Origin of the sequence: Duganella sp. Root336D2 (assembly GCF_001425005.1) — a bacterium.
Classification (GTDB): Bacteria; Pseudomonadota; Gammaproteobacteria; order Burkholderiales; family Burkholderiaceae_D; genus Rugamonas.
The window spans coordinates 267,928-285,383 of sequence record NZ_LMDB01000022.1 but is presented as its reverse complement, the minus strand read 5'-3'; the positions used below and the strand labels follow the sequence as shown (position 1 = coordinate 285,383).

Annotated in this window: 20 protein-coding genes; 10 read left to right on the top strand and 10 right to left on the bottom strand. The window is 62.5% G+C overall.

The annotated features are described in order from the left end of the window. The first annotated feature begins 97 nt into the window (after positions 1–97). Both ASD07_RS17120 and ASD07_RS17115 read left to right on the top strand, forming a co-directional pair. Positions 98–1,552 (top strand): PLP-dependent aminotransferase family protein, encoded by a 1,455-nt coding sequence (locus ASD07_RS17120; RefSeq protein WP_055932921.1) that lies wholly within the window; start codon positions 98–100, stop codon positions 1,550–1,552. Then, on the top strand, positions 1,539–2,192 hold the full coding sequence (locus ASD07_RS17115; protein WP_055932918.1) for a TetR/AcrR family transcriptional regulator: 654 nt from the start codon (positions 1,539–1,541) through the stop codon (positions 2,190–2,192). Before ASD07_RS17120 ends, ASD07_RS17115 begins: the two co-directional genes overlap by 14 nt. Here the strand turns inward: ASD07_RS17115 and ASD07_RS17110 are convergent. From ASD07_RS17110 to ASD07_RS17100, 3 genes are read right to left on the bottom strand one after another with little or no spacing between them, the layout of a single operon-like run. Continuing rightward, positions 2,173–2,745 (bottom strand): diguanylate cyclase domain-containing protein, encoded by a 573-nt coding sequence (locus tag ASD07_RS17110; RefSeq protein WP_055932915.1) that lies wholly within the window; start codon positions 2,743–2,745, stop codon positions 2,173–2,175. The genes ASD07_RS17115 and ASD07_RS17110 overlap by 20 nt on opposite strands. Positions 2,746–2,759: 14 nt before the next feature. After that, on the bottom strand, positions 2,760–3,194 hold the full coding sequence (locus tag ASD07_RS17105) for a nuclear transport factor 2 family protein (protein WP_055932912.1): 435 nt from the start codon (positions 3,192–3,194) through the stop codon (positions 2,760–2,762). Beyond that, the gene (locus ASD07_RS17100) at positions 3,194–3,565 is read right to left on the bottom strand and encodes a VOC family protein (protein WP_055932909.1); all 372 of its coding nucleotides are present in this window, start codon (positions 3,563–3,565) and stop codon (positions 3,194–3,196) included. The genes ASD07_RS17105 and ASD07_RS17100 overlap by 1 nt, the downstream gene beginning before the upstream one ends. Positions 3,566–3,682: 117 nt before the next feature. On the opposite strand from ASD07_RS17100, the gene ASD07_RS17095 reads away from it, so the two are divergent. The 7 genes from ASD07_RS17095 (at position 3,683) to ASD07_RS17065 (ending at position 7,553) form a co-directional block, all read left to right on the top strand. Further along, positions 3,683–4,234, top strand: a complete 552-nt coding sequence (locus tag ASD07_RS17095) for a GNAT family N-acetyltransferase (protein ID WP_055932906.1) — start codon at positions 3,683–3,685, stop codon at positions 4,232–4,234. A gap of 113 nt (positions 4,235–4,347) precedes the next feature. Then, positions 4,348–4,590: a hypothetical protein gene (locus tag ASD07_RS17090; protein ID WP_156398042.1), complete on the top strand. Its 243-nt coding sequence runs from the start codon at positions 4,348–4,350 to the stop codon at positions 4,588–4,590. Continuing rightward, positions 4,583–5,479, top strand: a complete 897-nt coding sequence (locus ASD07_RS17085) for a sensor histidine kinase (RefSeq protein ID WP_055932901.1) — start codon at positions 4,583–4,585, stop codon at positions 5,477–5,479. The genes ASD07_RS17090 and ASD07_RS17085 overlap by 8 nt, the downstream gene beginning before the upstream one ends. A gap of 3 nt (positions 5,480–5,482) precedes the next feature. Then, the gene (locus ASD07_RS17080) at positions 5,483–6,271 is read left to right on the top strand and encodes a LytTR family DNA-binding domain-containing protein (RefSeq protein ID WP_055932898.1); all 789 of its coding nucleotides are present in this window, start codon (positions 5,483–5,485) and stop codon (positions 6,269–6,271) included. Between the two features lie 78 nt (positions 6,272–6,349). Then, positions 6,350–6,775 carry a VOC family protein gene (locus ASD07_RS17075; protein WP_055932894.1) on the top strand — a complete coding sequence of 142 codons (426 nt, stop codon included), beginning with the start codon at positions 6,350–6,352 and terminating at the stop codon, positions 6,773–6,775. Then, positions 6,775–7,176, top strand: coding sequence for a VOC family protein (locus tag ASD07_RS17070; protein ID WP_055932891.1), 402 nt, complete (start codon positions 6,775–6,777; stop codon positions 7,174–7,176). Before ASD07_RS17075 ends, ASD07_RS17070 begins: the two co-directional genes overlap by 1 nt. After that, complete coding sequence (locus ASD07_RS17065) at positions 7,173–7,553, top strand: SgcJ/EcaC family oxidoreductase (RefSeq protein ID WP_055932888.1); 381 nt, start codon at positions 7,173–7,175, stop codon at positions 7,551–7,553. Before ASD07_RS17070 ends, ASD07_RS17065 begins: the two co-directional genes overlap by 4 nt. Here the strand turns inward: ASD07_RS17065 and ASD07_RS17060 are convergent. The 7 genes from ASD07_RS17060 to xapA form a co-directional block, all read right to left on the bottom strand. Beyond that, the gene (locus tag ASD07_RS17060) at positions 7,546–8,760 is read right to left on the bottom strand and encodes a nucleoside deaminase (protein WP_055932885.1); all 1,215 of its coding nucleotides are present in this window, start codon (positions 8,758–8,760) and stop codon (positions 7,546–7,548) included. The two genes, ASD07_RS17065 and ASD07_RS17060, sit on opposite strands and share 8 nt — an antisense overlap. A 5-nt stretch (positions 8,761–8,765) precedes the next feature. Beyond that, positions 8,766–9,170, bottom strand: coding sequence for a cytidine deaminase (locus ASD07_RS17055; protein ID WP_055932884.1), 405 nt, complete (start codon positions 9,168–9,170; stop codon positions 8,766–8,768). Positions 9,171–9,250: 80 nt separating this feature from the next. Further along, positions 9,251–10,573 (bottom strand): thymidine phosphorylase, encoded by a 1,323-nt coding sequence (gene deoA, locus ASD07_RS17050; RefSeq protein WP_055932881.1) that lies wholly within the window; start codon positions 10,571–10,573, stop codon positions 9,251–9,253. A 54-nt stretch (positions 10,574–10,627) separates the two neighbouring features. Further along, positions 10,628–13,015: an aldehyde dehydrogenase family protein gene (locus ASD07_RS17045; RefSeq protein ID WP_373922083.1), complete on the bottom strand. Its 2,388-nt coding sequence runs from the start codon at positions 13,013–13,015 to the stop codon at positions 10,628–10,630. Between the two features lie 12 nt (positions 13,016–13,027). Next, positions 13,028–13,990: a deoxyribose-phosphate aldolase gene (deoC, locus tag ASD07_RS17040; RefSeq protein WP_055932875.1), complete on the bottom strand. Its 963-nt coding sequence runs from the start codon at positions 13,988–13,990 to the stop codon at positions 13,028–13,030. After that, entirely contained in the window at positions 13,987–15,180 is a 1,194-nt protein-coding gene (locus tag ASD07_RS17035; protein WP_055932872.1) for a phosphopentomutase, read from the bottom strand. The genes deoC and ASD07_RS17035 overlap by 4 nt, the downstream gene beginning before the upstream one ends. Positions 15,181–15,293: 113 nt before the next feature. Next, a complete protein-coding gene (gene xapA, locus ASD07_RS17030) occupies positions 15,294–16,133 on the bottom strand; it encodes a xanthosine phosphorylase (RefSeq protein ID WP_055932869.1) in 840 nt (279 codons plus the stop codon). 221 nt (positions 16,134–16,354) lie between these two features. Between xapA and ASD07_RS17025 the strand changes: the two genes are divergently transcribed. After that, entirely contained in the window at positions 16,355–17,455 is a 1,101-nt protein-coding gene (locus ASD07_RS17025) for a carbohydrate kinase (protein WP_055932866.1), read from the top strand. Position 17,456 lies beyond the last annotated feature (1 nt).

The following is a 17,456-nucleotide window of genomic DNA, read 5'->3' as shown; positions in this document are numbered from 1 at the left end:
CAATAATAGACAGCAAGTTAACTATGGCACATATACACACACGCGGAAACGTTCCAACCGTACAGGTAGCAAAAACAGTACAGTTTTAGAGGCCCGAATGGACGATAGCGCAAACCCAAACTCCGCATGGCCCGTGCTTTCCATCGAGCGCGCGAAGAAGGGCAGGCTGGTTGAACAGATCGTGGACGCCATCAGCGCCATGGTGGCCAGCCGCGAGCTGCGCCTTGGCACGAAGATGCCCTCCGTCAGGCAATTCGCGAAGTGTAATGGCATCAGTACCTTTACAGTTGTGGAGGCTTACGACCGCCTGGTCACGCTCGGACTGTTGTCGTCACGCCGCGGTTCCGGCTATTTTGTTGCTCGCCACGACGTCCCGGCCCTGCTGCCGCCGGCGGCCATGTTCGCCACGCCCGCCGCCGTCGATGCCCTGACCCCGGAACTGTATTCCGGCGCCTCCGAAGCGCTGCCGGTCGGCGCCGGCTGGCTGCCGCCCGAATGGTATGGCGAGGACACCATCCTCGACGCCGTGCGCCACGCCATGCGCATTCCCGCCAACCGGCTGCGCGGCTACGGCCATCCGCTCGGTTTCCCCGGCCTGCGGCAATACATGGCGTCCACCTTAAGCGGCGAATTGTTCGCCGTCGAAGCGGAGCAGATCCTGCTCACGCACGGCGCCACCCATGCCTTCGACCTGATCCTGCGCACCTTGACCAAGCCGGGCGACACCGTCTTCGTGGAAGACCCGGTGTACAGCAACCTGCTGTCGCTGATCCGCCACCACGGTTGCCACGCCATCGGCATCCCGCGCGACGAGCATGGCCTGGACATGGACTTCCTCGCGGCGCAAGCACGCGAGAGCCAGCCCAAGCTCATGTTCGTCAATACCGTGCTGCAAAACCCGCTCGGCACCAGCCTGACGCAGGCGCAGGCGCACCGCCTGCTTGGATTTGCCGAGCAGTTCGACTTCTGGCTGGTGGAAGACGACATCTACCGCGAACTCACCGCGCGCGGCGAAGCCTCGCTGGCCGCGATGGATGGCTTGCGGCGCGTGATCCGCGTCGGCAGTTTTTCCAAGACGCTGTCGCCGGTTCTGCGTGTCGGCTCAATCTGCGCCTCCGCTTCCCTGCTGCCGGAACTGGTGCGCGTGAAGATGCTGGCCGGCCTCACCACGTCGGAAGTCAATGAACGCGCCGCCTACCACGCCATCACAGCGCGGCCCTACAAGCGCATGGTGGAAAAGCTGGTGGCGCAACTGACTGAAGGTCGCGAGCGCACCATCGACCTGCTTGCCTTGGCTGGCATGGCGCCGATCGCCAGGCCGCGCGGCGGCATGTTTGTCAGCGCCGGCTGGCAGCAAGCACCGACGCCGGAATGCAACGGCAAGCTGCTCGCCGACCAGGCACTGAAGTCCGGCATCCTGCTCGCGCCGGGTGAATTCTTCCAGCTGCGGCAACCGGCCTCGATCTGGTTCCGCTTCAACGTTGCGTATTCGGACAGCCCACAACTGCGGAACTTCCTGCAGTCCATGAGGAGGGAACATGGCATCAGCTAAACTGCGCCGCGTGATCAACCGCGACCGCCTGGAGGCGGAGATCGCTGCCGAAGCGGTGCGCGTATTCGCCGAATCGGGTTATGAAGGCGCCTCTGTCGCCACCATCGCCGAAAACGTCGGCCTCTCCAAGCAGAACCTGATGTACTACTTCTCCACCAAGCAGGCGCTCTACCAGCGCGTGCTGGACGACGTACTGGACGAGTGGCTGGCGCGCATGGCCAATATCGCAGAGCCTGACGGCGAGCCGGCCGAGGTGCTGCGTGCGTACATCAAGGCCAAGCTGGATTTCTCGCGCGAGCATCCATGCGGATCGCGCGTCTACGCTATGGAAGTGATCAGCGGCGCGCCCCTGTACGGTGGTCAGATTCGCGAACGCGTGGTGCCGCTGGTGCGCAAGGATATCGAAGTCTTCGAACGCTGGATCGCCCAAGGCCGCATCGCCCCGGTCAACGCCACCCACCTGCTGTTTGCCATCTGGGCCATGACCCAGTCATATGCCGACTTTGCCGCACAGATGCAGCTGGTGCTTGGCGCCGGCCAGTTGACCGGCACCGACTTCGCCGAAGCGGAAGAAACCATCACCAGGCTGGTCATAGCGTCCCTGGTGCCGGCGAATCCACTTATTCCTGGCTTTGAATGATGGAGCGGCGCGCAGCAACGCTCAGGATCACGCCGAATTCGTCGCCACCCAGCCGCGCCAGAACGTCGCCCTCGCGGCATTCCCGGGCCAGCCGCCGGGCGATTTCCATCGTCACGTCGCGCTGTTGCGGACGCACGCGCGCCGCCATCACGCCCACGCGGCCGCTGCGCGCAATCGCATCGTCGACGCGAACACGCAACTGCTCGTAGAACCAAGAACGGTTCGGCAGCCCCGTCGCGGGGTCCTGCGTCACCTTGCGCTGCAGCGTTTGCGCGCCTTCTTGCGAAGCATGGAACATCAGCGCGGCGGTCATATCGGCAACTGCCTGGCCCACCGGCACTTCGTCCTCATCGAAAGGACGCGGGTCACGCCACGCCAGCTTCAGTACACCGCCTGCCTGCTCGCCAATCAGCAGCGGCAGGATCGCCATCGAGCGCAGGCCGACCCGGCGGCAGGCCTCGCGATTCACCCGTTCGTCGACTTCGGAATCAGTGCACGTGGCAGCCCTGCGCGACGTCAGCACAAGACCTGACGAGCTGCCTTTGATCTGCATGCGCCGGTCAAGTCTTACTCCTGTACTGGCGTAATCTGCACGCTGGCGACGCGCCACTTTCCTTCCTTGCGCAGGTAGACGTCAACATAGCGGTAATGGCTGCCGAATGGCTTGCCGTCATAGCTGCCGGTCATGCGCGTGCGGCCGCTCACCAGCGCCACGTCGCCGTAGAAGCGGATATCCATGTCTTCCACGCCATAGGGATTGATCACCAGCTTGGCCGACATGATCGCATCGAGGAAGGCTGCCTTGTCGGCCACATCGCCGCGCGCGCTGATCTGGCGGAAATCTTCCGCCATGTTTTCAGCAATGGCAGCGCGGTCCTTGCTGATGATGGCTTTGTCCCAGGCGTCGGCCTGCCGCGCCAGTTCTTCGGATGGCGTCACAGCGCAGGCATTCGCGGCAGCCAGTGCCAGTACTGCCGTGATTATCGTTAAACGGATCTTCATCAGATATGCTGGTCAATCAGGATAGGATTGCCGTCGGGGTCGACAGCGATGATGTAGGCCGGGCCGGTGGTCGATTCGTCGGCACGCGCGGCCAGCATCACCCCGTTCTCTTCAAGCTGGCGTTGCAGCTGGCGCACATCGGTATAGCCTGGCACCAGTTGGGCGTTGCTATCCCAGCCCGGGTTGAAGGTCAGCGTATTCTTCTCGATCATGCCCTGGAACAGGCCGATCACCTGTTCGCCATTCTTCATGATCAGCCAGTTTTGCTCGATGTTGCCGCCAAAATCCTGGAAGCCGAACTTCGCGTAAAACTCGCGCGAAGCACGTATGTCTTTGACGTTCAGGCTAAGGGAAAATACACCGAGTTGCATGCCGAATTCCTCCGATCGCTTGGGTCTTGGCAATCTAACATCACCCCACGACATCGGCAAGACCTGCCAAAGTTGCTTCCTTGTTAAAATGTCCAAAAACCCCGGAGTTCGCCTTCCATGCCAGCCTTTGCGCCTTTCACCCTGGCCACCCAGCGCCTGCAACTGCGCGCCCTGAGCGCCGCCGACGTGCCAGCACTGTACCGCATGTATTCCGACCCGGACGCCATGCGCTATTGGAGCAGCGCGCCCTGGGACTGGCTGCAACAGGCAGAGGACTATCTCGCCGCCGCGCAGGCAGGGTACGACAGTGGCGACCTGCTGCGCATGGGCATGGAGGTGGACGGCGAGCTGGCGGGGATTATCAATCTGTACAGCTTCAACCGCCAGAACCGACGCTGCGACATCGGTTACATGCTGGACCGTGCGTTCTGGGGCAAGGGCTATATGCGGGAAGCCATGGCCAGCGTGATCGACTACGCCTTCCGGGTGCTGGATTTGCACCGCATCGAGGCCGACATCGACCCGCGCAACGCGGCCTCGGCCAGGCTATTGAAAAGCTTGCACTTCGTGCATGAAGGCCATATGCGCGAGCGCTGGATCATCAATGGAGAGATCTGCGACACGGACTTTTTCGGCCTGCTGGGTTCCGATTGGCAGGCCGCGCGCTAGCCGTTCATCGCACGCCAGAGCAAATCAGCCGCCCCGCAGTGCAGTTCGTCGGATGCGGCTCCACTGTTGCCAGGCGCAGCGGTACAGTTGCATCATCGAAACGCAAGGAGGAAATGATGAAAACGATTAACAAAAGCGCCAAGGAAACCGTGAAAGAAGTGTGGCAAGCCTTTGTCGGCATCGGCCGCCACTTCGTGCGTACGCTGGACCATATGTCCTGGCCTGCCATCGTCGGCATGTGCGTCGTGATTGCGCTGTTCCTGACCATCCTGCCGCTGGTCATCACCCTGTTCGTCGGCGTGCTGATCGCCAAGCTGGCCATCAACCTCTTCGGAGACAAGAAACAGCATGGGTAACCGGACCCGCAGCGTGCTCTCCTTTGTCGGGGAGATTGGCGACACAGCCAGCAGCCTGTGGTGGGACTTCTTCGACTGGCTGGCGCAGGTGCCTTTGCGCCAGCTGGTAGTGACGTGGATGCTCGCCTTCCTGCTGGGACTGACGCCCGTGCTGCATCCGAAACAGGTAGCCTTCTTCATCATCGGCTCGGCCGGACTGAAGATCCTCGCCGGCGGCAAGCGCAAGGCGGAAATCGAAGCACGCAAGTCGGCTGCGCAAGCCGGCAATGAAAGCCTGGAGCGGCGCCTGGTGGAAGCCCAGATGTCGGCCCTGCAGGCGCAAGTCGAACCGCACTTCCTGTTCAACACCCTGGCCCTGATCGGCCAGCTGATCGAAACCGACCCGCCGCAAGCGGCCAAGATCCACACCCACCTGATCGAATACCTGCGCGCCACCCTGCCCCAGATGCGCTCGCGCGGCAACGGCACGCTGGGGCGCCAGATCCAGATGGCGCATTCCTACCTGGCCATCATGCAGGCGCGCATGAAGTCACGCTTGTCGGTATCGATCGACGTGCCACAGGAACTGGAAAGCGCTACGTTCCCGCCAATGATGCTGCAGATCCTGATCGAAAATTCGATCAAGCACGGCCTGGAACCGAAAGTGGAAGGCGGCCGCATCGACATTCGCGCCAGCGTGAACGGCAGCGTACTGCAACTGGACGTGCAGGATGACGGCGTCGGCTTCAACGCTTATGCCGGCGATGGCGTCGGCCTGACCAATGTGCGCGAACGCCTGAAGCTGATGTATGGCACCCGCGCCCAGTTGCTGATCGAACAGCCGATGGACGGCGGATGCCGCGCCTCGATCTGCATTCCGTTTGCACCGGATATTTTCGCCAAGCCCTGAACCATGAGCAACCAGCCTAAAGCCACGGCCATCATCGCCGACGATGAAGAACCAATGCGCGACATGCTGCGCAAGCGCCTGCATGAAGCCTGGCCCGAGCTGGAAATCGTGGCCGAAGCGGCCAACGGCATCGAAGCGATTGCGCTGGCCGGCCAGCACCAGCCCGACATCGTCTTTCTCGATATCCGCATGCCCGGCCTGACCGGCATCGAGGCAGCACGCATGCTGTTCAACCGTTGCCACATCGTCTTCATCACTGCCTACGATCAATATGCGATTGAAGCCTTCGAACAAGGTGCGCTGGATTACCTGCTCAAGCCGGTCAACCTGGAGCGCCTGAAAACAGCCTGCGAGCGCTTGCAGGCGCGGCTTGGCAAGACGCCCAACAATATCGAACGCCAACTGAGCCAGCTCTTGCAGCAAAGCGGCCGCGGCCCGGCCAGCGGAGCCGGTCCCGCCCAGCCCGAGTTCCTGCATTGGATCCAGGCCCAGGTTGGCAACAGCCTGCGCATGATCTCGACCAGGGAAGTGTTGTTCTTTCGCGCCGATGAAAAATATACGCGGGTGCAAACAGCACAGGGCGAATTCCTGATCCGCAAGACCTTGAAGGAACTGGAAGATGAGCTGGACCCGAACGAGTTCTGGCGCATCCACCGCTCCACCCTGGTACGCGTCGATGCGATTGCCGAAGTAACGCGCGACTTGCGCGGCCGGCAGATGGTCCGCGTGCGCAACTCCACCGAAGAACTCGAAGTCAGCCGCGGCAACACCCATTTATTCCAGCAAATGTAGGTCGCCCGCGCTTGCTTGCCCCCTGTACGGTGCTAGTCTATATTGAGCTGACCATGCCGTGATTACAGGGAGAGAGCGATGACGATTCCAAAGGCCACGCGCGCGACCATCATACCTTGCCTGCGTTACCGCGACGCTCCGGCCGCCATCGATTGGCTGTGTAAAACGTTGGGCTTCAAGGCCACGCTTGTGGTCACCAACGAAGACGGCACCATCGCCCATGCCCAGCTTTCCTATGGCAATGGCATGGTCATGCTAAGCTCCATCTTTGACACCGACTATGGCCGTCTACTGAAGCAGCCCGCCCAGCTGGGGATGGCTGTCACCCAATCTGCCTACCTGGTCGTCAACGACGCCGACGAAGTGCACGCTCGCTGCGTGCAAGCCGGGGCGCCAATCGAGATGCCCTTGCAGGATGAAGATTACGGCGGCCGTGGATTTACCTGTCGAGATCCCGAAGGGCATATCTGGAGCATAGGCACTTATGACCCTTGGGAGCACTGATGGGACGCACAGTTCACTTTGAGATCCAGGCTAGCGAGCCACAAGCCCTGATCGATTTTTACGGCAAGATGTTCGACTGGAGCTTTTCCAAATGGGAGGGCGGCGAGTACTGGCTGGTCGGCACCGGTGAAGTCGGTGCGCCCGGCATCAATGGCGGCCTGCTGCCGCGCCGCGGACCTCGCCCGGAGGAAGGCGCCTCAGTCAATGCCTTCGTCTGCACCGTCGACGTGGAAGACCTCGACAAATCCATTTCCCTGCTGAAGGAACTCAAGGGCACGGTCGCCGTGCCGCGCATGCCGGTATCGGGCGTCGGCTGGCTGGCCTACGCCAAGGATCCAGACGGCAATCTTTTCGGCATGATGCAGAATGACGCCAGCGCCTCATTCGAGGGGGGTGAATGAGCGATGAACAGGCAATCCGCGACTTGGTCGCGGAATGGACCCGTGCCACCCTCGCCGCGGAAGTCGACCGTATTCTCCCGCTCATGACGGAAGACGTGGAATTCTACGTGCCTGGCCAGCCCGTCATGCGCGGCCGCGCCGCATTCGAAAAAGGCGTGCGCGCCGTGCTGGCATCGCATCGTGTCGAATCGCACGCCGATGTGCAGCAGGTTGAAGTCAGCGGCGACCTCGCGTATTGCACTACGCACCTGCGTGTGGCAATTACGCAACTGGCAGGCGGCGAAACCGTGCTTAAGGAAGGTAATGTACTGTCGGTGTATCGCAGGAACGCCGCCGGCAAATGGCAGTTGGCGCGCGACGCGAATATGCTTAGCTGATCGCGGCGACCAGGGCGGCATCCGCCACCTGGGTCGGGCGAATCCTGATCAGGTTGCGGTATAGCGGAGGCAGGTGGCTGCACAGCTCGTGCAGCGCCTGCTCCGGCATTGCCGGGCGCACGTACTGGAACTGCGCCGGATTGTTGTGCGGCAGTGCGCCTTCCATCGTCGAGCCATAGGCGCCGAGCGTCATGAAGCTCAGCGCGCTTTCATCGGGGCCCACGGCAAATACGAACGTCCCGTCTTTCGGATGTCCCAGGTAGTGGCGCACCTCCGCCTGCGTCGCCGCATCGGCGCCTTCCATCAACTTGTAGCGCAGCTGTGCGTACGCCCGCGTGCATTCCATGAAGGCGGTGCGGATAGTCGAAGCCTGCAGGCGGCCGTGGCAGCACAGCAGCAGGTTGCCGAAGGAATCGAGCAGCGCCACGGCATCGCCCTTGCCGCCTTGCGCCTTGTCGCGTGCCATGGCTTGCTGCAGGTATGGCGCCAGGCCGGCATCCGGCATGCGCGCTTTGCAGCGGTAAGTCAGCGCATCCGGGAAAGTCCGCTTCAGCGCACGCACGATGAAGTGGTCTTCGGCAAGCGTTGCCGGGTCCATCAACTCCACTTGCGGCGGGTCGATATTAAACAGGTCCATCACGTTGGCCGAGGTGGCCTCGAACACCAGCGAGCATAAGGCTTGCGTTGGTTCGGCGATGGTTTTCCCGATGAAGAATGGCTTCGGCGAGGCCCCTGCCCCACGCCGTGCATAAGACGAGGTGCCCAGCACTGCAGGATAGGCAAAGGTACGTTCGGCCTGTGGGCGCAAAGCCACCGGCAGCGATGGATAGAAGGCGGAACCGTTGTAGTTGATGCCGGCCTTGCTGTCCGGTGCCGCAACCACCACGTTGAAGCCTGCCGCCAGGATGGCTCCCGTGCACATGCAGCACGGGTCGAGCGAAGTCACAATGGTGATTTCCTCTGGCGGCGGCAGCTCGTGGCCTTTGGCGCGTTCGGCGAAGTACCAGTCGATCAACTGGCGCTCGCCGTGCGCAGTGGGGTCGTAAATCAGGCCGTGCTTGATGACGTTGTTATGCAGCGCCTTGAGCACGGTGCCGCTGGCGTCCAGCATCACACCGCCTACGCCGAAGGTGCCCTGGGTCTTGGCTGCAATGGCTTCAGACGCCGCGATGGCGACGGCTGTCTGGACGTCGATGGCCTTCTTCACGCGTGTTACTTCTTCAAATCCCAGCCGCCAAAGGCTTCCGGGAGCAGTTCAGCTGCGGTGGTTTCGCGGACGCCGCCTTTCAGGTTGGCCAGCACGACCGGCAACTGGTTGCCGCCCAATTCCAGCGTGACCTGGCGGCAGGCGCCGCAAGGAGCGATAGGGTTGTCCGTGTCGCCGACAACAGCCAGCTTGTCGAAGTCACCGGGCTGGTAGCCTTGCGCGACTGCGCTGAAGAAGGCGGTGCGCTCGGCACAGTTGCACAGGCCATAGCTGGCATTTTCCACATTACAGCCGTGGAAGACTTTGCCGTCCTTCGCCAGCAGCGCGGCGCCGACCTTGAAGTTGGAATACGGCGTGTAGGCTTTCAGGCGCGCAGCCTTGGCCTCTTCGATCAGTTTTTCGTTGTTCATGTGCACTCCGAAACCGGTAAAGCGGTGCTCGCCGGCCAGTGGCGTGTCAGACCCTGCGGGTCTGACACTGGTTTACCGGTTTAAGGGCGAATAGTACGATAAACGATAGGGTTCGCCGCCGGCGCCGCATCCGCAATCGTGTACGCCGCCTGCACCTCACGCACAGCCTGTTCCGCAGCGGCTTGGGTACGCGCATGCACCATTGCCATAGGCTGGCCCGCCTGCAGCGGCTGCCCCAGTTCCACCAGGTCAGTCAAACCAACAGCAAAGTCAATCGCGTCGGTCGGTCGGCGGCGGCCGCCGCCCAGCGACACCACAGCCAGACCAATATCGCGACAAACGGTCGAAGCAGCGTAACCAGTGCGCGGCGCAGGCACCGGCACCACGATCGGCGCCTTCTCCAGGTGCTTGTCCATGTTCTCCACCAGGTCGGCCGGGCCGCCCAATGCCTTGACCATGCGGGAGAAGCGCTCGGCAGCCTCTCCGGAATCCAGCGCGTGCTGCAGCTTGGCGCGCGCATCGGCTTCATTGGCAGCCAGCTTGCCCAGCACCAGCATCTCGGCGCACAGCGACATGGTGACTTCGTGCAGGCGTGCAGGGCGGAATTTGCCGGTCAGGTAGTCAATCGCGCCGCGCACTTCCAGCGCATTGCCTGCCCATGGGGACAGCGATTCGTTCATATCGGTCAGCAGGGCCGAAGTCAGCGTACCCGCGCCATTGCCCACCTTGACGATCGATTCAGCCAGTTCGACCGACTTCTCGTAGGTCGGCATGAAAGCGCCGGAGCCGGCTTTCACGTCCATTGCCAGCACATCCAGGCCGGCGGCCAGTTTCTTGGACAGGATGGAGCCGGTGATCATCGCCACCGATTCCACGGTGGCGGTGACGTCGCGGATCGAGTAGAAGCGCTTGTCCGACGGTGCCAGCGACGCGGTCTGGCCGATGATGGCCACGCCGACGTCTTTCACCACTTCACGGAACTTGTCGTTGGTCGGGACGGTGGAGTAGCCTGGGATGGAGTCGAACTTGTCCAGCGTACCGCCGGTGTGGCCCAGGCCGCGGCCGGAGATCATCGGCACGAAGCCGCCGCAGGCAGCGATCATCGGGCCAAGCATCAGGGACACCACGTCGCCCACGCCGCCGGTGGAGTGCTTGTCCATCACCGGACCTGGCAGGTTCAGGGATTTCCAGTCCAGCACTTCGCCGGAATCGCGCATGGCCAGGGTGAACGCCACGCGCTCGTCCATGCTCATGTCGTTGAAGAATACCGCCATTGCCAGCGCGGCGATCTGGCCTTCGCTGACGCTGTTGTCGGTGATGCCTTTGACGAAGAATTGGATCTCTTCTTTCGACAGCACACCGCCGTCGCGTTTTTTACGGATGATTTCCTGGGGGAGGAACATATTTCTATCTCTTTAGTTACGAAGGGCTGCGTCTGCAGCCCTTTTTTGTTTTTATCAGACGCCGTAAGGAATCCAGATGTTTTTCACTTGCGAAGCATGCGCCAGCACAACGCGGCCGCCACACTGCGCGGTCGAGAACCAGTCACGGCCCTTGGCACCGCCAGTCCAGGTGCGCTTCAGCGAACCAGCGGACAGCTTCTCGACTTCCGCGCAACCGGCTGCGGAACCATCGTGGCGCCACACGGCGTCAACGTCGGCGTGCGAAGCCAGGGTACGCGCCAGTTCGTCCGCCGAACCGGTGACGATGTTCACCACGCCGCCCGGCAGGTCGGAGGTATCGAAGACCTGGTACAAATCGGTCGCCGACAATGGATACGCTTCCGAAGGCACAGCCACCACGCGGTTGCCCACGGCGATAGCCGGGGCCACCAGTGAGACGAAGCCCAGCAGCGGGTTCTCGTTCGGGCAAACAACGCCGATCACGCCAATCGCTTCGTTCAATGCCACGGTGATGCCGTGCATTGGCGGCTGGTGCGCCAGGCCGTCGTACTTGTCAGCCCAGGCCGCCCAGTAGAACAGGCGCTCGATGGAAGCTTGCACTTCCTTCTCGGCGTTCTTGGTGCCGGTCTGCGCAGCAATACGTTCTGCGAATTCGGCGCCGCGCGCAGCCAGGTTTTCAGCGATGTAGTACAGCACTTGTGCGCGGTTGTGCGCAGTGGCTTTGGTCCAGCCGGTCGCCTTGTGCGCAGCTTCTACCGCGTTGCGGATATCCTTGCGGTTGCCTTCGCCCACTTCGCCGAGGAACTTGCCGTCGGCGCCGTGGATGGCGCGCGAGTAGGCGCCGTCAGGGCGGGCCTGCTTGCCGCCGATGTACAGCTTGGCGGTACGGTCGACTGCGAACGGGTCGGTCGACGGAACGTGCTCGGTATCCGGCTTGGCAGGCTTCTTGAACGATGGCGCGGCCGGACGTGCATCTTCCGACACCGGCACCAGGTACTCGAACATGCCTTCACGGCCGCCTTCACGGCCGTAGCCCGATTCCTTGTAGCCGCCGAAGCCGCAAGCAGCGTCGAACTGGTTGGCGGTGTTGATCCACACCACGCCGGCCTTGATAGCTGGCGCCACGTCCAGCGCCAGCGAGATGTTCTCGGTCCATACGCAGGAAGCCAGGCCATACACGGTGTTGTTGGCCAGTTGTACCGCTTCGGCAGGCGTGCGGAAGCTCATTGCCACCAGCACCGGGCCGAAGATTTCAGCCTGCGCCACGGCGGCGGAAGTCGACGCACCGGTGATCAGGGTCGGCGGGAACCACGAACCGCTGGCCGGTACTTCGCAGCCGGCTGGCTGGTATACCTCGCAGCCTTCGGCACGTGCGGATTCCACCAGGCCGGCAATACGCTGCTGCTGGATCGGATCGACCAGGGCGCCGATATCCATCGACTTGTCCAGCGGGGAACCCAGGCGCAGGTTGTCCATGCGCGCTTTCAGCTTCTTCAGGAAGCGGTCCTGCACGGATTCCTGCACCAGCAAGCGGGAGCCGGCGCAGCAAACCTGGCCCTGGTTGAACCAGATCGAATCGACCAGGCCTTCTACCGCAGCATCCAGGTCAGCGTCTTCGAACACGATGAACGGCGACTTGCCGCCCAGTTCCAGCGACAGCTTCTTGCCGGTGCCGGCGGTGGCTTCGCGGATGATGCGGCCAACTTCGGTGGAACCGGTGAAGGCCAGCTTGTCGATGCCTTGATGGCCGACGATGGCTTCGCCAGTGCGTCCGTCGCCGGTCACGATGTTCACGACACCAGCCGGTACGCCGGCTTGCTGGCAGATCTCGGCGAACAGCATCGCAGTCAGCGGCGTGAATTCAGCCGGCTTGAAGACGATGGTGTTACCGGCAGCCAGCGCAGGAGCGATCTTCCATGCCAGCATCAGCAGCGGGAAGTTCCAAGGCACGATCTGGCCGACCACGCCGACGGCGCGGTGGCCCGGGAATTCTTCGTCCAGCAGTTGCGCCCAGCCAGCGTGGTAGTAGAAGTGGCGTGCGACCAGTGGCAGGTCGGCGTCGCGGGTTTCGCGGATGGTCTTGCCGTTGTCCAGGGTTTCCAGTACGGCGAACAGGCGCGCATGCTTTTGCATCAGGCGTGCGATGGCGTACATGATCTTGGCGCGGCCGTGGCCGCCCAGTGCCTGCCAGCCCGGCAGCGCCTTGCGCGCCGCGGTGACTGCGCGCGCCACGTCGACGGCGGTCGCCTGGGTCAGTTCGGCCAGCTGCGAACCGTCAGCCGGGTTGTAGCTGGCGAAGGTTTCGCCTGGCGAAGTCCATTCGTTGTCGATAAACAGGCCGAACTTGCGGGAGCGCTGCTCCAGCCACGCTTGCGCTTCTTTCTGGCTTTCTGGTGCAGGGCCGTAGTCCATGGTGTTGAGGATCTCGTTAATAGTTGGCATGGCGGTGTCTTCTTATGGTTGCGCGTGGCGATGGGCGGCGGAGTAGGCGCCGGTCACATGGTGCTCCAGCTGGCGCTCGATGTCGGTCAGCAGGGACGATGCGCCGATACGGAACAGGTGCGGCTCGAGCCACTCGTTGCCCAGTTCTTCCTTCATCACGGTCATATATTGCAGCGCGGTCTTGGCGCTGCCTACGCCGCCTGCCGGCTTGTAGCCCACCTTGAAGCCGGTGCGCTCGTAGTATTCACGGATTGCGCGAACCATCACCAGCGATACCGGAATGGTGGCGTTGACGCCTTCCTTGCCGGTCGAGGTCTTGATGAAGTCGGCGCCTGCCATCATGCAGACCCACGAAGCCTTCGCCACGTTTTCCAGCGTCACCAGGTCGCCGGTAGCCAGGATGGCCTTCACGTGGGCTTCGCCGCAAGCCTTGCGGTAAGCCAGCATTTCATCGTACAGCGCTTGCCAGTTGCCGGTCAGGACGTGCTGGCGGGTGATGACGATGTCGATCTCTTTCGCGCCTGCGGCGACGGACAGTTCAACTTCGCGCACCTTGGTTTCCATGCTGGTCAGGCCGGCCGGGAAGCCGGTCGACACTGCAGCGATAGGCAGGCGGCCTTTCAGCACAGCGTCGGCGTGCTGGATCATCTCGTGGTACACGCAGACGGCGCCGGTCATCAGCTTGCGCTCTTGCAGGCCCAGTGCTTCCACCAGGTCCTGGCGCAGCGGACGCATGGCCTTCATGCACAGGCGCTCAACGCGGCCCGGGGTGTCGTCGCCGGCCAGGGTGGTCAGGTCGATCAGTTCGATCGCCTTTACCAGCCAGGCAGCCTGGTACTCTTTCTTCACGCTGCGGCGGTTCGCCAGCGATGCGGCGCGGCGATCCGCGGCGGCCTTGTTCACGTGGATGTGATTCAGCCAGCCCAGGTCGAGGCCAATCGCCTCGTTGCGCTTGAAGTCAGGGGTCATAGTCATAGCAGGTTGGTTCCGTTGGAAAGAGGTTTCACGCCGAGGTGATGCGCGATGGTCTGGCCGATGTCGGAGAAAGTTTCCGAGATGCCGAGCGACTGCGGCTTGACGCCAGGGCCGAAGAACAGCACAGGAATATGTTCGCGGGTATGGTCGGAGCCCGGTGCGGTCGGGTCGCAGCCGTGGTCGGCAGTGATCACGCACAGGTCGCCGTCCTTCAGGTTGGCGATGAATTCCGGCAGGCGTGCATCCATTTCGTGCAGCGCATTCGAATAGCCCGCCACGTCGCGGCGGTGGCCGAAGTGCATGTCGAAGTCGACGAAATTGACGAAGGTCAGCGACTTGTCGCCCGCTTCGCGCTGGGCTTCCAGCAGCTTGTCGAACAGCGCCATATTGTCCGGTCCTTTCAGGACGCGGCTCACGCCTTGGGCGGCGTAGATATCGCTGATCTTGCCCAGTGCGATCACCTCGCCGCCGTCGTCCTTCACGTGGTCCAGCAGGGTTGGCGCGCTTGGCGGCACGGCGTAATCGTGGCGGTTGGCGGTGCGCTTGTAGTCGCGGTTGGCGCCGACGAATGGACGGGCGATGATGCGGCCGATGTTGTACGGTTTGACCAGTTCGTAGGCCTTCTCGCACATGTCGTACAGGCGCTCCAGGCCGAAATGTTCTTCGTGGCATGCGATCTGCAGCACGGAGTCGGCGGAGGTGTACAGGATAGGCTTGCCGGTCGCGACATGCTCGTCGCCCAGGTCATTGATGATGGTGGTACCCGAGGCGTGGCAGTTGCCCAGGAAGCCCGGCACGCCGGTCAGTTCCTGCAGCTTGTCGGTCAGCTCTTGCGGGAACGACGGTACTTCTTTCGGGAAGTAGCCCCAGTCGAACAGCACCGGCACGCCGGCGATTTCCCAATGGCCGGACTGGGTGTCCTTGCCGGTCGATTGTTCGCGTGCCGCGCCGTAGGCGCCGGTAAAACCGTCGCGCTTTTCGAAGCCGGCGGCCCACTGGCCAGACGCGGTATGCGCGGCGGCAGCCAGGCCCAGGCCTTCCATGATTGGCAGGGACATCGGCTTGCCTTCGCTGGCCGCCCACTTGGCGATATGGCCGAAGGTGTTATAGGCCTGGTCGCCGTACTTATGGGCGTCCGGCGTTGCACCGAGGCCGAAGGAGTCTAACAACAGGATAAATGCGCGGGACATGGGATGCCTCTCAATTCAAACCCGAAAATCTGGGTCTGACCCAAGGGTCAGACCCGCTACGCGACGGCGACCGGTCGGGTCTGACCCTTGGGTCTGACCCAGGTTTACCGGTTTTAAGCCTTAGGCGCCTTCGCCACATTCTCCAGGAACGCCAGGATCAGCTTGATCAGCGATTCCGCGCCAACAGCAGCATACTTCAGCGTCTGCTCATGCGACAGCGGGAACGGCGACAGCCCTTCCGCCAGGTTGGTCACAACGGAAACGCCCACCACCTTCAAACCGCAATGGCGCGCCGACACAACTTCCGGCACCACCGACATGCCCACTACGTCGGCACCCAGGGTCTTGAACGCACGGATTTCCGCAGGCGTTTCAAAGTTCGGGCCCGGGTAAGCGATGTACACCCCTTCATGCAGGGTGATCGACTTGTCCGCAGCGGTCGACTGCAGCAGCTTGCGCAGGTCGGCATCGTAGGCATTGGCCATCGAGAAGAAACGAGGACCGAAACGCTCGTCGTTCGGGCCAACCATCGGGGTACCCGGCAGGAAGTTGATATGGTCGTTCAGCGCCACCAGCGAACCGGCGTCCACTTCAGGACGCAGCGAGCCCGCCGCATTGGTCACGAACAGCATTTCGCAGCCCAGCAGCTTGATGGTGCGCACAGCGGAAGTCATCACCGCAGGGCCGTAACCCTCGTAGAAGTGGCCGCGGCCTTTCAGACAGACAACCTGCACACCAGCCAGCGTGCCCAGTACCAGCTGGCCGGCGTGGCCATGCACGGTGGAGATCGGGAAACCTGGCAGTTCGTCGAAGGAAATCGACACTGCATCGGTCATCTGTTCGGCCAGCACGCCCAGGCCGGAGCCCAGGATCATGGCAACGCGTGGCTGGAAATTGGCCGGCATGCGAGCACGGATGATGGCGGCTGCCTGGAATGGGGTATTGGAAGACATGGAGTTCCTCGTTTTTATATCTTTAGGTGAGCTGGCCAGAACAGGCCCTTGAACGTACCACGACACTATGCATCATCGTCTATATGTATGGCAAATACCATTTTTCTTTGCCATTTATATGCAGGCGCTATAAATATGGGTTTATTATAGGAACGCCTTCCGTTTGACATGTGACGGACAAATGTTTAGCATCGCAAACAAATGTTTATAGCGAGCTTTTCGTGACCGATCTCTCCCGCAAGGAACAGCTCTACGAGCTGATTCGGGCCAACCCCTTTATCTCCCAGCAAGAGCTGGCGGAGCAGCTCGCCCTGTCGCGCTCTGCGGTGGCAGGCCACATCGCCAGCCTGATCCGCGAGCGTAAACTGCTGGGCCGAGCCTATGTCCTGCGCAATGAACGCACCGTTCTGTGTATCGGTGCCGCCTGCCTCGACCGCAAACTGCGCCCGCACGCCCCGCTGCAAATGGCCACCTCGAATCCGGCTTGCGCTGAAGAAAGTTTTGGCGGCGTTGCAAGAAATATCGCGGCCAACCTGTCCCAGCTCGGCCTGCCCTGCTCCCTGCTGACGGCCCTGGGCGACGACTCCTCCGGCCGCGCGCTGCGCGCCCAGGCCGAAGCTTTCGGCATCGGCATGGAAGGCAGCCTCCAGGTCAACGGCATCGGCAGCGGCACCTACACCGCCGTGCTGGATGCCTCCGGCGAAATGGTGGTCGCACTGGCCGACATGGCGATCTTCGACCAGCTTACCCCGGGCTGGGTCGCCAGCCGCCAGCCGCAGCGCAATGCCGCCGGCATGGTGGTGGCCGACCTGAACCTGCCGATCGAATCCGTGGCCATGCTGATAGCCGATGCCCGCGCCTCCGGCGTGCCGCTGGTCGTGGTCGCGGTGTCGCAGCCGAAAATGGCGCGCCTGCCGAAGTCCCTGAGCGGCCTGTCTTTGCTGATCCTGAATCGCGGCGAACTGGAAACCCGCGCCGGCCGCCCCCTGCCGACCGAAGCCGACGTGCAGGCCGCCTGCCACGACCTGCAGGCCGACGGTGCGCGCGACATCGTCGTCACCTGCGGCGCCAGCGGCGTCTATCACACGCTGGGCCAGGCCCTGCACTGGCTGCCGGCGCACGACGCCAGGGTAGTCGACGTGACCGGCGCCGGCGATGCCTTCTCGGCCGCCGTCTGCTGGTCGCTGCTGCAAGAACCCGAACAACTGACCCTGGCCTGCGAGCGCGGACTGAAAGCCGCCTCCATCACGCTGGCCAGTCCACACACCGTGTCGCCCGAGTTGAGCGCAGACCTGCTCGCCACGGCGCATATCGAGGAGTAAA